General features: G+C 67.9%; 10 protein-coding genes and 2 tRNA genes. 9 read left to right on the top strand and 3 right to left on the bottom strand.

Annotated elements, in window-relative coordinates; all coding sequences use genetic code 11:
* The first annotated feature begins 174 nt into the window (after positions 1–174).
* Positions 175–636, top strand: a complete 462-nt coding sequence (locus J7E87_RS29535) for an HD domain-containing protein (RefSeq protein ID WP_215097658.1) — start codon at positions 175–177, stop codon at positions 634–636.
* Between the two features lie 119 nt (positions 637–755).
* Here J7E87_RS29535 and J7E87_RS29530 read toward each other — a convergent pair whose 3' ends face one another.
* Positions 756–1,910 (bottom strand): acyltransferase family protein, encoded by a 1,155-nt coding sequence (locus J7E87_RS29530; protein WP_215097657.1) that lies wholly within the window; start codon positions 1,908–1,910, stop codon positions 756–758.
* Positions 1,911–2,331: 421 nt separating this feature from the next.
* On the opposite strand from J7E87_RS29530, the gene J7E87_RS29525 reads away from it, so the two are divergent.
* Positions 2,332–2,526 (top strand): hypothetical protein, encoded by a 195-nt coding sequence (locus J7E87_RS29525; protein ID WP_215097656.1) that lies wholly within the window; start codon positions 2,332–2,334, stop codon positions 2,524–2,526.
* 63 nt (positions 2,527–2,589) lie between these two features.
* Here the strand turns inward: J7E87_RS29525 and J7E87_RS29520 are convergent.
* Positions 2,590–2,660: transfer RNA gene (locus tag J7E87_RS29520), tRNA-Gly, on the bottom strand.
* A gap of 165 nt (positions 2,661–2,825) precedes the next feature.
* On the opposite strand from J7E87_RS29520, the gene J7E87_RS29515 reads away from it, so the two are divergent.
* The 5 genes from J7E87_RS29515 (at position 2,826) to clpX (ending at position 7,537) form a co-directional block, all read left to right on the top strand.
* A tRNA-Pro gene (locus tag J7E87_RS29515) sits at positions 2,826–2,902 on the top strand.
* 193 nt (positions 2,903–3,095) lie between these two features.
* The gene (tig, locus tag J7E87_RS29510) at positions 3,096–4,496 is read left to right on the top strand and encodes a trigger factor (protein WP_215097655.1); all 1,401 of its coding nucleotides are present in this window, start codon (positions 3,096–3,098) and stop codon (positions 4,494–4,496) included.
* A gap of 240 nt (positions 4,497–4,736) precedes the next feature.
* The gene (locus J7E87_RS29505; protein ID WP_215097687.1) at positions 4,737–5,342 is read left to right on the top strand and encodes an ATP-dependent Clp protease proteolytic subunit; all 606 of its coding nucleotides are present in this window, start codon (positions 4,737–4,739) and stop codon (positions 5,340–5,342) included.
* Positions 5,343–5,413: 71 nt separating this feature from the next.
* Entirely contained in the window at positions 5,414–6,097 is a 684-nt protein-coding gene (locus J7E87_RS29500; protein WP_285427428.1) for an ATP-dependent Clp protease proteolytic subunit, read from the top strand.
* Between the two features lie 147 nt (positions 6,098–6,244).
* Complete coding sequence (gene clpX / locus J7E87_RS29495) at positions 6,245–7,537, top strand: ATP-dependent Clp protease ATP-binding subunit ClpX (protein ID WP_215097653.1); 1,293 nt, start codon at positions 6,245–6,247, stop codon at positions 7,535–7,537.
* A gap of 94 nt (positions 7,538–7,631) precedes the next feature.
* Here clpX and J7E87_RS29490 read toward each other — a convergent pair whose 3' ends face one another.
* Positions 7,632–8,603: a hypothetical protein gene (locus tag J7E87_RS29490; RefSeq protein WP_215097652.1), complete on the bottom strand. Its 972-nt coding sequence runs from the start codon at positions 8,601–8,603 to the stop codon at positions 7,632–7,634.
* 136 nt (positions 8,604–8,739) lie between these two features.
* Here J7E87_RS29490 and J7E87_RS29485 point away from each other — a divergent pair, with 136 nt between their 5' ends.
* Together J7E87_RS29485 and J7E87_RS29480 are read left to right on the top strand one after the other, a co-directional pair.
* Positions 8,740–11,361 (top strand): valine--tRNA ligase, encoded by a 2,622-nt coding sequence (locus J7E87_RS29485; protein ID WP_215097651.1) that lies wholly within the window; start codon positions 8,740–8,742, stop codon positions 11,359–11,361.
* A 177-nt stretch (positions 11,362–11,538) separates the two neighbouring features.
* A complete protein-coding gene (locus J7E87_RS29480) occupies positions 11,539–13,029 on the top strand; it encodes a folylpolyglutamate synthase/dihydrofolate synthase family protein (RefSeq protein WP_215097650.1) in 1,491 nt (496 codons plus the stop codon).
* Positions 13,030–13,031 lie beyond the last annotated feature (2 nt).

Here is a 13,031-nt window from a genome sequence, read left to right as displayed (position 1 = left end):
CCACCCCCGATCCGCCCGCATCCCCTGTCCGCCTGCATCCCCTGTCCGGCTGCGCCGCGGACAGCCTCGGGCGCGTGAACTCGGCGCGGATCGCCGCGCGTTGACTGGCCCGACCACCCCCGCCCCCGGCTGAACGGCCGCCCAACGGGCACCGTACGCCCGTACAGTCGTCCCATGCCGTATCTCACGCTCACCGAGGTCGAGGCCATCGCCCGTGAGGCGCACGCCGCCCAGACAGACAAATCGGGACGGCCGTACACCGAGCATCTCGCTGCCGTCGCGGAGGGCGTACGCACCCGGGGCGGGAGCGAGGAGCAGATCGCCGCCGGGTGGCTGCACGACTCCGTCGAGGACGACGCACTCTCCCGCGAGTGGCTGGAGGCGGCCGCGCTGCCGCAGTCCGTCAAGGACATGGTTCTCGCCCTCACCAAGAGCAAGGGCGAGGATCTGGAGAGCTACACCCGGCGCATTCTGGCCACGCCCGGCGCCCGCCTCGTCAAGGAGGCCGACCTCGCGCACAACGCCGACCCGGCGCGCCTCGCCGCCCTCGACGAGGCGACGCGGACCCGGCTGACGGCGAAGTACGCGAAGGTGCGCGGCCTGCTGGGCCTGCCCGGCGGCCGGCCCACCGCCTGATTCAGCGGGTCAGCGCCCGCGGGAGCTCCGTCGATTCAGCGGTTCAGCGCCGGGCCCGGCTCGGTGGATCCGGCGCCGGCTCCAGCTCCGTCGTTTCAGCGGGTCAGCAGGTCAGCGGTTCAGCGCCGGGGCCCCAGCTCCGTAACGTCCCGCCGGAACGCCCACGTCATCTCCGGCTCGGTCACGCAGCGCATCACCCGCCGCACCGGCGGCGTGCACAGCAGTGTCACAGCGGCCGCCGCGACCAGCGTCACCACGATCTCGCCGCCCGGCTCGCTCAGCCAGGTGTTCGTCTCGAAGACATGCCCGTAGTCCGCGGCCTTGATCAGCAGGCCGTGCAGCAGATAGCCACAGATCGTGCCCGCGCCCAGCACCGTGAACCACATCCTGCGGCGCGGCACCCACGCCAGGAACCCGGCCGAGAGCAGCACCGCGCACCCGAAGAACCCGAGGGTCATCACAATCCCCGACCACCACGGCACACCCAGGTCCTGCGCGCTGCTGGAGCGGTAGAACCAGCCCAGATCCATCCGGGGAGCGGCCCAGTACGCGAAGACGCCCGCGCCCGCGAAGAGCGGCAGCGAGAGCAGCCGCACTTCGCGCCGCCGCACCAGCTGGAAGTGCTCGGGCTTCAGGCACAGCCCGAGCACGAAGAACGGCAGGAACTGCAGTACGCGCTGGAGATTGAGGTCCGCCCCGATGTTCGGCGTCAGCGCGGCCAGCGAGGCCAGGGCGAGCGCGACCGGCAGCGGCCACCGGATCAGCCGCCACAGCGGCGTCGTCAGCCGCCAGATGAACAGGGCGACCAGGAACCAGGTCAGATAAAAGGGGTCGAGCAGGCTGATCGGCTGCTCGGGGGCGTGCTGCGCCCACCGCCGGAAGAGGGAGTAGACCACCTCGAAGACGACGTATGGCAGGGCGATCCCGGTCAGCAAGCGTCTGAGCTGGTCGGGGCGGCCGGTGTAGCTCCGCGAGAAGTATCCGGAGACGACGATGAAGGCCGGCATGTGGAAGGTGTAGACGAGCATGTACAGCGCCCGGGTGGCGCGGCTGCCCTCCATCACCGGCTCCCACGCGTGGGCGACGGCCACGAGCACCATGGCCAGATATTTCGCGTTGTCGAAGTAGGCGTCTCGCCTGGTGGACTTCGCGGCGGCCTTCTCGACAGGCGCAGGGACGGCCGGAGCCGCCGTCTTCTGCGTCGTACGGACGGGCTCCGTCTCCCGGGCCTGGGGGAGCGGGGCCCTCTCATATCCATGCGGAGCGTGGAACATCTGAGGCACCTTAGTCTCGCCGATTCGATTTCGTAAAACCTTCTCCAGGTGTCCCCCATTCGAATCTGAAACAGCCACCAACCGCCCACTATGCCCTAGTTAATACCCCTTAAATGGTGCATATCGCCACGACTTTGTGACCACGTGAATTCCCTCACCGGCCACCTTCGAATTTCTCGTGAGCGACGTGTGCGGGCATGGCAACGATCAGGCCGAATTCCTTCCCGCATTTCACCCCGGCGGCCGAGTCTTCCCTTCGTACAGGCGCGCGCGGGCGCGCGGATGGCGTGAACCCGTCGTCGATGATTCGTCAGCGGGCCGCATGTTCTGGGCTGTTGGTGGCACGATGGTCAAGGCGGGGGTGTGCTGGGCCGCACGCTCCCGGGCCGGCAAGGCGGACCGACCGAGGGTGTGATCAGTTGTGGCCATTTCACTATCTGTGGTGCTTCTGTTGGCGATCATCCTCGTGGTGCTGATCCGCGGTGGCTCCATCAAGGCCGGACCCGCGATTGTCGCGGTGCTCTTCGGCTTCTTCCTCGCCTCGACGGGCATGGCGCCGTCGATCAACAGGTTTCTCGACTCGATAGCCGACACCATCAACCAGATCAACTTCTGATCCGGAAACGCCTCAGGCCCGGCTCGGTGAACTGCAACCGAGCCGGGCCTGAGGTCTGAAGAGAGCGGGCGACGGGAATCGAACCCGCGTAGCTAGTTTGGAAGACTAGTGCTCTACCATTGAGCTACGCCCGCAAGCAGCGCACCGCAGGTCGCGAGGCCCGCGGTCACGAAGAGCATCGTAGCGGGTCCGGGGCCGGTGACGCACACCCCATTCCGGCCGCAACGCCTCCCTCAATGCCCCACGGAGAATGCGGGAGCCGCATGGCCTGCGGCCATGTACCCTACGTGTCGCACCGACGGGGTGTGGCGCAGCTTGGTAGCGCGTCCGCTTTGGGAGCGGAAGGTCGTCGGTTCGAATCCGGCCACCCCGACCATCACCACCATCGCCCTTCAAGATCGCATTGTGGGGCTCATCCTCCGTGCGGCTACTATGCAAGCTGCGTGCCCGTGTGTCCGACGCGTCCGACGAACAGTCGGCGAGTCTGACGGAGAGCCGGGCCGATCCGCTGAGCCGCATCCAATGCGGCGGACGCAGAACCTCAGAATCAGCCACAAGGAGACCGAACCGTGAAGAGCGCCGTGGAGACCCTGAACCCGACTCGGGTTCGGCTCACTGTCGAGGTGCCCTTCGAGGAGCTCAAGGACAGCCTCGACGCGGCGTACAAGAAGATCAACCAGCAGGTCACGGTCAAGGGCTTCCGGAAGGGCAAGATTCCGGCCCGAGTGATCGACCAGCGGTTCGGCCGTGGTGCGGTGCTGGAGGAGGCGGTCAACGACGCCCTCCCGAAGTTCTACACCGAGGCGGTCAACGAGGCCGCGGTCAATCCGCTCGGCCAGCCCGACGTCGACATCACGGAGCTGAAGGACGGCGAGACGCTCGCCTTCACCGCCGAGGTCGACATCCGCCCGGCCATCGAGATCCCGGACTACTCCGGCATCGAGGTCACCGTCGACGCCGTCGAGGTCAGCGACGAGGACGTCGAGAAGTCGGTCGAGGAGCTGCGTGAGCGCTTCGCCTCCACCAACCCGGTCGAGCGCGCCGCGGCCGAGGGTGACATCGTGACGATCGACCTCGAGGCCAAGGTCGACGGCGAGGTCCTGGAGGACGGCGTCGCGAGCGGCGTCCAGTACACGATCGGCTCCGGCGAGCTGATCGACGGCATCGACGAGGCCGTCACCGGCCTGGAGGCCGACGGCGAGGCCACCTTCACCTCCGAGCTCAAGGGCGGCAGCGCCGAGGGCAAGGAGTCCGAGGTCACCGTCAAGGTCACCGCCGTCGCCGCGCGCGAACTCCCCGAGCTCGACGACGACTTCGCCCAGATGGCGAGCGAGTTCGACACCCTCGAGGAGCTGAAGGCGGACAGCCGCAAGCGCCTCGAGAACATGAAGCAGTACGACCAGGCCACCCAGGCCCAGGAGCGCGTCCTGGACGAGCTGCTCAAGCTGGCCGAGGTGCCGATCCCCGAGAAGCTCCTCGAGGACGAGGTCAACACCCGCAAGCACAACCTGGTGAACCACCAGCTCGCCCAGATGGGCATCGACCTCGCCAAGTACCTGGAGATCCAGGGCAAGACCGAGGAAGAGTTCGATGCCGAGACCGAGGAGCAGGCGGTCAAGGGCATCAAGACCCAGTTCATCCTCGACGAGCTGGTCAACAGGGAGAAGCTGAACGTCAACCAGGAGGAGCTCACCGAGCACCTCATGCGGCGTGCGGCCTCCTCCGGCATGAGCCCCGACCAGTTCGCCCAGGCGGTCGTCGAAGGCGGCCAGGTGCCGATGCTCGTGGGCGAGGTCGCCCGCGGCAAGGCGCTCGCCGTGGTTGTCGAGGCCGCCAAGGTCACCGACAGCAACGGTGAGGTCATCGACCTCGAGGACGACGAGGACGAGGCCGAGACGGTCGAGGGCGCCGTCGACGGTGCCGCTGACGACGCCGACGCGGACAAGAACGCCGACAAGAACGAGGCCTGAGCCTCGCGCTGACCCCTACGCCGGGCCCCGGACGCACCCTGCGCCCGGGGCCCGAGTCGTACTGCTGTGCCCTTGAGTACCTTGCGCTCCGAGCGAACAGTTCGGGAACCGGGATGGTGTTGTCCCACCTGCGCGTTAGGGTCCATGAATACGAGGGCAGGGGAGTCCCCGCCCCCAGTACGAAGACGCTGAGACGGTCACAGCCGTCAGAGACGAGCAGGTGGATACGTGACGAATCTGATGCCTTACGCCGCGGGTGAGCCGTCCATCGGTGGTGGCCTCGGCGACCAGGTCTACAGCCGGCTGCTCGGCGAGCGCATCATCTTCCTCGGCCAGCAGGTCGACGACGACATCGCCAACAAGATCACGGCGCAGATGCTGCTCCTTGCCGCCGATCCGGACAAGGACATTTTCCTCTACATCAACAGCCCCGGCGGCTCGGTGACGGCAGGCATGGCGGTCTACGACACCATGCAGTACATCCCGAACGACGTGGTGACCATCGGCATGGGCATGGCGGCCTCGATGGGTCAGTTCCTGCTGACCGGTGGCGCCGCCGGCAAGCGCTTCGCGCTCCCCAACACCGACATCCTCATGCACCAGGGTTCGGCCGGCCTCGGAGGCACCGCCTCGGACATCAAGATCCAGGCCGAGTACCTGCTCCGTACGAAGAAGCGCATGGCGGAGATCACCGCCGTGCACTCGGGCCAGTCCGTGGAGACGATCATCCGCGATGGTGACCGCGACCGCTGGTTCACCTCCGATGAGGCCAAGGAGTACGGCCTCATCGACGAGATCATCTCCGCCGCCTCGGGCGTTCCGGGCGGCGGCGGCACCGGCGCCTGAGCCGTGAGCTCCGAGCTCCCGAGCCAGGCAGTCCGCGCCCCGTCCACCCCAGCCCACAGAACGCCACCAGGATGGTGAACACCGACATGAGTATCTTCCCCGGCGCCTCCGCCAGCGGTCTCTACACCGGCCCGCAAGTGGACAACCGCTACGTCGTCCCACGCTTCGTCGAGCGCACCTCGCAGGGCGTGCGTGAGTACGACCCGTATGCGAAGCTCTTCGAGGAGCGCGTGATCTTCCTCGGCGTGCAGATCGACGACGCCTCCGCCAACGACGTCATGGCGCAGCTGCTGTGCCTGGAGTCGATGGACCCGGACCGCGACATCTCGATCTACATCAACAGCCCCGGTGGCTCCTTCACCGCGCTGACCGCGATCTACGACACGATGCAGTTCGTCAAGCCGGACATCCAGACTGTCTGCATGGGCCAGGCGGCCTCCGCCGCGGCCGTGCTGCTCGCCGCCGGTACCCCCGGCAAGCGGATGGCCCTGCCGAACGCCCGTGTGCTGATCCACCAGCCGTCCTCGCAGACCGGCCGTGAGCAGCTCTCCGACCTGGAGATCGCGGCCAACGAAATCCTGCGGATGCGTACGCAGCTGGAGGAGATGCTGGCCAAGCACTCCACCACGCCGATCGAGAAGATCCGTGACGACATCGAGCGTGACAAGATCCTGACCGCCGAGGACGCACTTTCGTACGGCCTCGTCGACCAGATCGTCTCGACCCGTAAGAGCACGGCCGCAGCGGCCGCCTGACCGGACCGGCGCCCTTGGCGTGGCTCACGCGACAATGTGAACCGCGCCAAGGGGGGCCCGAACGGGGGGCCCGGCAAGGTACCGTCGGATATGAGGCACCAGGAGTCGGCTGAACCAAGCTGCTCCCAGGCGAAGGGGAAGCACCTCGTGGCACGCATCGGTGATGGCGGCGACCTGCTCAAGTGCTCGTTCTGCGGAAAGAGCCAGAAGCAGGTGAAGAAGCTCATCGCAGGCCCGGGTGTGTACATCTGCGACGAGTGCATCGACCTCTGCAACGAGATCATCGAGGAGGAGCTCGCCGAGACCTCCGAGGTGCGGTGGGAGGAACTGCCCAAACCGCGCGAGATCTACGAGTTCCTCGAGGGGTACGTCGTCGGGCAGGAGCCCGCGAAGAAGGCCCTCTCGGTAGCGGTCTACAACCACTACAAGCGCGTCCAGGCCGGCGAGAACGGCGGCGGAGCGGGCCGGGACGACGCGATCGAACTGGCGAAGTCCAACATCCTGTTGCTCGGCCCGACCGGGTCCGGCAAGACGCTGCTGGCCCAGACTCTGGCCCGGATGCTCAACGTCCCCTTCGCCATCGCCGACGCGACGGCGCTGACGGAGGCGGGATACGTCGGCGAGGACGTCGAGAACATCCTGCTGAAGCTGATTCAGGCGGCCGACTACGACGTCAAGAAGGCCGAGACCGGGATCATCTACATCGATGAGATCGACAAGGTCGCCCGCAAGAGCGAGAATCCGTCGATCACCCGGGATGTGTCGGGCGAGGGCGTCCAGCAGGCCCTGTTGAAGATCCTGGAAGGCACGACGGCCTCGGTGCCCCCGCAGGGCGGCCGGAAGCACCCCCACCAGGAGTTCATCCAGATCGACACGACGAACGTGCTGTTCATCGTGGGCGGCGCCTTCGCCGGGCTTGAGAAGATCATCGAGTCGCGGGCGGGCGCCAAGGGCATCGGCTTCGGCGCGACGATCCGCTCCAAGCGCGAGATCGAGGCGAGCGACCAGTTCCAGGAGGTCATGCCGGAGGACCTGGTGAAGTTCGGGATGATCCCGGAGTTCATCGGCCGCCTCCCGGTCATCACCTCGGTCCACAACCTGGACCGCGAGGCCCTGCTGAAGATCCTGGTCGAGCCGCGCAACGCACTGGTGAAGCAGTACCAGCGCCTGTTCGAACTGGACGGCGTGGAGCTGGAATTCGACCTCCCGGCGCTGGAGGCGATCGCCGACCAGGCGATCCTGCGCGGCACCGGCGCGCGTGGCCTGCGGGCCATCATGGAAGAGGTCCTGATGTCGGTGATGTACGAGGTCCCGTCGCGGAAGGACGTCGCCCGGGTCGTCATCACGGCGGACGTCGTGCGCAACAACGTGTACCCGACGCTGGTGCCGCGGGAGCCGCGGATCGTGAAGAACGACGGGCGCCACGAGAAGTCGGCGTAGCAAGTCGGCGTAGCACTCAGCCGATTCAGCCATACGAAAGGGGCGCCCGGCCAGTCAACTGGCCGGGCGCCCCTTCGTGTTGTCCTCTGAGGGATCAGACCTTGGTGCGCGAGGTCTTGTAGAGCTTGGCGGCAAGCTCGGCGACCTGGTCCTGCGACATGCCCTTGCCGCCGGTGCCCATCATCTGGGCCAGGTCGATGGCGGTGACCTGGGCGATGGTGCTGTAGTCGGCCCAGACGCAGATCGGGACCTCGAACTCCTTGGGGCCAGTGGCCGATGAACCCGAGCCGGTCGGCTTGAACTTGGCGTTCTGGCACTTCATCAGTGCGCCCTCGAAGCCGGAAGGCGTGACGGAGGTGGGACTGCCGATGAGCTCGACCTCGACGTCCTCCTTGTCCTCCTCGTCGCCCTTCTTGATGCTGGTGAAGTAGCCGTCGACCGCCTTCTCCGGGTCTGAGATCTCACCCCAGAGCCCGGTGAGGCTGAGGACCTTCCCCTTGAGGGGATCGCTCTCGGAACCCGAGCCGTACTCGGCGCCCGCCTGCTTCGGGTTCTCGATCCCGTACGCGGCGGCTTCCTTCTTGTCCTTCGCGGTCAGGGGCTCCGACTTGTCGGCGCCCTTCTTCTTGTAGTCGTCGACTGCGGCCGCCGGCGTGAGCTTGTACCCCTTGGTGTCGTCCGCGACGTCACTGTTGCCGCCACCGCCCAGCAGGAAGTACGTGCCGCCGCCGATCACCGCGAGCGCCACAACCACCGCGCCGATGATCAGGCCCGTCTTCTTCTTCGGCGCGGGCGGCGGGGGCGGGACCTGGCCGCCGGGGTACTGGGGCTGCTGTCCGTACGGGCCCGGCTGCTGGGGCTGGCCCCACTGGTCCTGCTGCGGGGGGACGCCCTGCGGGGGCTGCTGCGGGTAGCCGTAGCCGGGCTGCGGCTGCGGGGGCTGCTGCGGGTACCCGTAGCCGGGCTGCGGGGCCTGCGGCGGCTGCTGGCCGTAGGGACCCGGCTGACCGTACGGCCCGGGCTGCTGAGGCTGTCCGCCGTACGGGCCCGGCTGGTTGTAGCTCATTACGGGGTTCCCCTCCAGATACTTATGTGGTCCGAACATCCTGGCCCAAGCGGCTGTGCCGTGGGGCGGCGGGGGTCACACCGTTACGGAAGATTCCCGTTTCAGTACGGCCGTGTGACACCCCTAAACTGAGCCCGTGACCGAGAACGCTCAGCAGCAGCCAGCCAGCAACCCCGAACTGCCGACCCAGTACGCGCCGGCCGAGGTGGAGGGGAAGCTCTACGAGCGCTGGGTAGAGCGCGGTTACTTCACGGCGGACCCCAAGAGCGAGAAGCCGCCGTTCACCATCGTCATCCCGCCGCCGAACGTCACGGGCAGCCTGCACCTCGGGCATGCCTTCCAGCACACCCTCATGGACGCCCTCACCCGCCGTAAGCGGATGCAGGGGTACGAGGCGCTCTGGCTGCCCGGCATGGACCACGCCGGAATCGCCACCCAGAACAAGGTCGAGCAGCAGCTCGCCGAGGAGGGCAAGTCGCGTCAGGACCTGGGGCGGGATGCGTTCGTCGAGCGCGTCTGGCAGTGGAAGGAAGAGTACGGCGGCAAGATCCTCGGCCAGATGCGCCGCCTCGGGGACGGTGTGGACTGGAGCCGCGAGCGCTTCACCATGGACGAAGGGCTCTCCAGGGCCGTCCAGACCATCTTCAAGAAGCTGTACGACGACGAGCTGATCTACCGCGCCGAGCGCATCATCAACTGGTGCCCGCGCTGTCTGACCGCCATCTCCGACATCGAGGTGGACTACCAGGACGACAGCGGTGAGTTGGTCTCGATCAAGTACGGCGAGGGCGACGAGACCCTCGTCGTCGCCACGACCCGCGCCGAGACGATGCTCGGTGACACCGCCGTCGCCGTCCACCCCGACGACGAGCGGTACAAGCACCTCGTCGGCAAACGGATCAAGCTGCCGCTGACCGACCGTACGATCCCGGTCGTCGCTGACGAGCACGTCGACCCGGAGTTCGGCACTGGCGCCGTCAAGGTGACGCCGGCGCACGACCCCAACGACTTCGCCATCGGGCAGCGGCACGGGCTCGACTCGATGACCGTCATGGACGAGCGCGGGATCATCACGGTCCACGGGCCGTTCCAGGGGCTCGACCGGTTCGAGGCGCGGTCGACGATCGTCGAGGCGTTGCACCAGCAGGGCCGGATCGTCGCCGAGAAGCGGCCGTACGTCCATTCCGTCGGGCACTGCTCCCGCTGCAAGACCACGGTCGAGCCGCGGCTGTCGCTCCAGTGGTGGGTCAAGGTCGAGCCGCTCGCGCAGGCCGCCGGTGACGCGGTCCGCGACGGCCGGGTCAAGATCCACCCCGCCGATATGTCGAGGCGCTACTTCGACTGGGTCGACAACATGCACGACTGGTGCATCTCGCGCCAGCTGTGGTGGGGCCACCGGATCCCCGTCTGGTACGGGCCGGAGGGCCAGGTCCTCTGCGTCGGACCCGACGAGGAGCCGCCCAGCGGCGAGGGCTGGACGCAGGACAACGACGTCCTGGACACCTGGTTCTCGTCCGGTCTGTGGCCGTTCTCCACGCTGGGCTGGCCGGAGAAGACCGCGGACCTGGAGAAGTTCTACCCGACCGATGTCCTGCTCACCGGGCACGACATCATCTTCTTCTGGGTTGCCCGGATGATGATGTTCGGTCTGTACGCGATGGACGGGGAGCCCCCCTTCCACACCATCGCGCTGACCGGTCTCGTGCGTGACGAGTTCGGCAAGAAGATGTCGAAGTCGAACCCCAACTCGGTCGACCCGCTCGACTGGATGGACGCGTACGGCTCCGACGCTGTCCGCTTCACGCTGGCCAATGGCGCCAACCCCGGCGCCGACGTGCCGATCGGCGAGGACTGGGTCAAGGCGTCCCGTAACTTCGCCAACAAGATCTGGAACGCGACCCGTTTCGCGCTGATGAACGGCGCGACGGTGGAGGGCGAACTGCCCGACCCGGCGCAGATGTCCGCCACCGACCGGTGGATCCTCTCCCGCCTCAATGCGGTGGTCGCCGAGGTCGACGCGTACTACGACGACTACCAGTTCGCGAAACTCGCCGACTCCCTCTACCACTTCGCGTGGGACGAGGTCTTCGACTGGTACGTCGAGCTGTCCAAGACGACCTACTTCGCGGGCGGTGAGGCAGCGAAGGTCTCGGCGCGCGTCCTCGGCGAGGTCCTCGACGTGACGCTGCGGCTGCTGCACCCGATCGTCCCGTTCGTCACCGAGACGCTGTGGACCACGCTCACCGGCAAGGAGTCGGTCGTCATCGCCGACTGGCCGGCCGACAGCGGCTTCCGGGACTCCGCGGCCGAGAAGGAGATCGAGCTGGTCCAGCGGGTCGTCACCGAGGTCCGCAGGTTCCGCTCCGACCAGGGGCTGCAGCCCGGCCAGAAGGTCCCGGCCCGGCTCACCCTGGACGGCACCGCGCTGGCGCCGCACGAGGCCGCCATCCGCCAGCTGCTGCGTCTGCAGCCGGAGGGCGAGGGCTTCAGCGCCACGGCGACCCTTCCGGTCGCGGGGGCCACGGTCGCGCTCGACCTGTCGGGCACGATCGACGTCGGCGCGGAGCGCAAGCGGCTGGCGAAGGACCTGGCCGCGGCGGAGAAGGAGAAGTCGCAGGCGACCGGCAAGCTCGGCAACGAGGCGTTCCTCGCCAAGGCGCCGGACAACGTGGTCGACAAGATCCGTGCCCGCCTCGCCAAGGCGGAGGAGGACATCGCGCGGATCACCGCGCAGCTGGACCGGCTGCCGGAGGCGTAGCCCGCAGCGAAGTCGCCCACAAGAGGCCCCGGGGTTTCCCCGGGGCCTCTCGTGTCCAGGCCCGTGCCGACCGCAATCCCCGTGCCGACCCCCCGGCCGACCGCGAGAGCGGCACTTAAACCCTCCGAAAAGGGCGGGGTGAACGTCCTGTCACTGCTCCTCCGTAGACTGGCCCCTGTGAGCGAGCAGCCCGACCCTTTCGACGAGATCGTCGACGCCGAGACCGACCGTGACCCCGACCTGGCGGTGATCGAGGCCGGCAGCCGTACCCTGCGCGCGCGGGCCGGGTCGCCCCAGGGTGACCGCGTGCCCGCCCGGCCTGCAGACCCGGAGGTGGACAAGGCGCTGCGGGCGGTGGAGCAGGAGCTCGCCGGCCGCTGGGGTGAGACCAAGCTGGAGCCTTCGGTCGCCCGTATCGCGGCGCTGATGGATGTGCTGGGCGAGCCCCAGCGCGCGTACCCCTCGATCCACATCACGGGGACGAACGGCAAGACGTCCACGGCCCGCATGATCGAGGCCCTGCTCGCCGCATTCGACCTGCGCACCGGGCGGTACACCTCGCCGCACGTCCAGTCGGTCACCGAGCGGATCAGCCTGGACGGCGCCCCGATCGAAGCCGAGCGCTTCATCGAGACATACGAGGACATCAAGCCGTACGTCGAAATGGTCGACGCGGCTCAGGAGTTCCGGCTCTCCTTCTTCGAGGTGCTCACCGGGATGGCGTTCGCCGCCTTCGCCGACGCGCCTGTGGATGTGGCAGTCGTCGAGGTCGGCATGGGCGGCAGCTGGGACGCGACGAACGTCATCGACGCGTCCGTCGCCGTCGTCATGCCCATTGACCTGGACCACACCGACAGGCTCGGCTCCACTCCCGCCGAGATCGCCGTCGAGAAGGCCGGAATCATCAAGCAGGGCGCGACGGTCATCCTGGCGCAGCAGCCGGTGGACGCCGCACAGGTGATGCTGAAGAAGGCCGTCGAGGTCGACGCCACGGTCGCCCGCGAGGGCATGGAGTTCGGCATCGTCTCCCGGGAGGTCGCGGTGGGCGGCCAGGTGGTGGCGCTGCGCGGACTCGGCGGGGAGTACGAAGAGATCTTCCTCCCGCTGCACGGGGCGCACCAGGCGCACAACGCCGCGGTGGCGCTCGCCACGGTCGAGGCGTTCTTCGGCATCGGCGCCGATCAGGCCCGCACGCTGGACATGGACACGATCCGCAAGGCGTTCGCCTCGGTGACCTCGCCGGGCCGCCTGGAGGTCGTGCGCCGCAGCCCGACGGTCGTCCTGGACGCCGCGCACAACCCGGCCGGCGCCCGCGCGAGCGCCGCGGGGATCACCGAGTCATTCGGTTTCTCCCGCCTCATCGGCGTGGTCGGTGCGTCCGGCGACAAGGACGTCCGGGGTTTCCTGGAGGCGTTCGAGCCGATCTTCGCGGAGGTCGTCGTCACTCAGAACTCGAGCCATCGCGCGATGGACGTGGACGAGCTGGCGGCGGTCGCGGTCGAGGTCTTCGGCGACGAGCGGGTGGTCGTCGAGCCGCGTCTCGACGACGCGCTTGAGGCGGCGATCACGCTCGCCGAGGAGGAGTCCGAGTTCGCGGGGGCCGGCGTCCTGGTGACCGGCTCGGTGATCACGGTCGGCGAGGCCCGGCTGCTCCTGGGAAGGGGCTGACA

This window comes from Streptomyces sp. ISL-1, assembly GCF_018614585.1.
Taxonomy (GTDB): domain Bacteria; phylum Actinomycetota; class Actinomycetes; order Streptomycetales; family Streptomycetaceae; genus Streptomyces; species Streptomyces maoxianensis.
This window is presented reverse-complemented; position numbering and strand designations above follow the sequence as displayed.

Bases quoted from the DNA above. Each gene is read 5' to 3' on its own strand.
- J7E87_RS29535 (WP_215097658.1), top strand. From the start codon at position 175: ATGCCGTATCTCACGCTCACCGAGGTCGAGGCCATCGCCCGTGAGGCG.
- J7E87_RS29530 (WP_215097657.1), bottom strand. From the start codon at position 1,910: ATGTTCCACGCTCCGCATGGATATGAGAGGGCCCCGCTCCCCCAGGCC.
- J7E87_RS29505 (WP_215097687.1), top strand. From the start codon at position 4,737: ATGCCTTACGCCGCGGGTGAGCCGTCCATCGGTGGTGGCCTCGGCGAC.
- J7E87_RS29500 (WP_285427428.1), top strand. From the start codon at position 5,414: ATGGTGAACACCGACATGAGTATCTTCCCCGGCGCCTCCGCCAGCGGT.
- J7E87_RS29490 (WP_215097652.1), bottom strand. From the start codon at position 8,603: ATGAGCTACAACCAGCCGGGCCCGTACGGCGGACAGCCTCAGCAGCCC.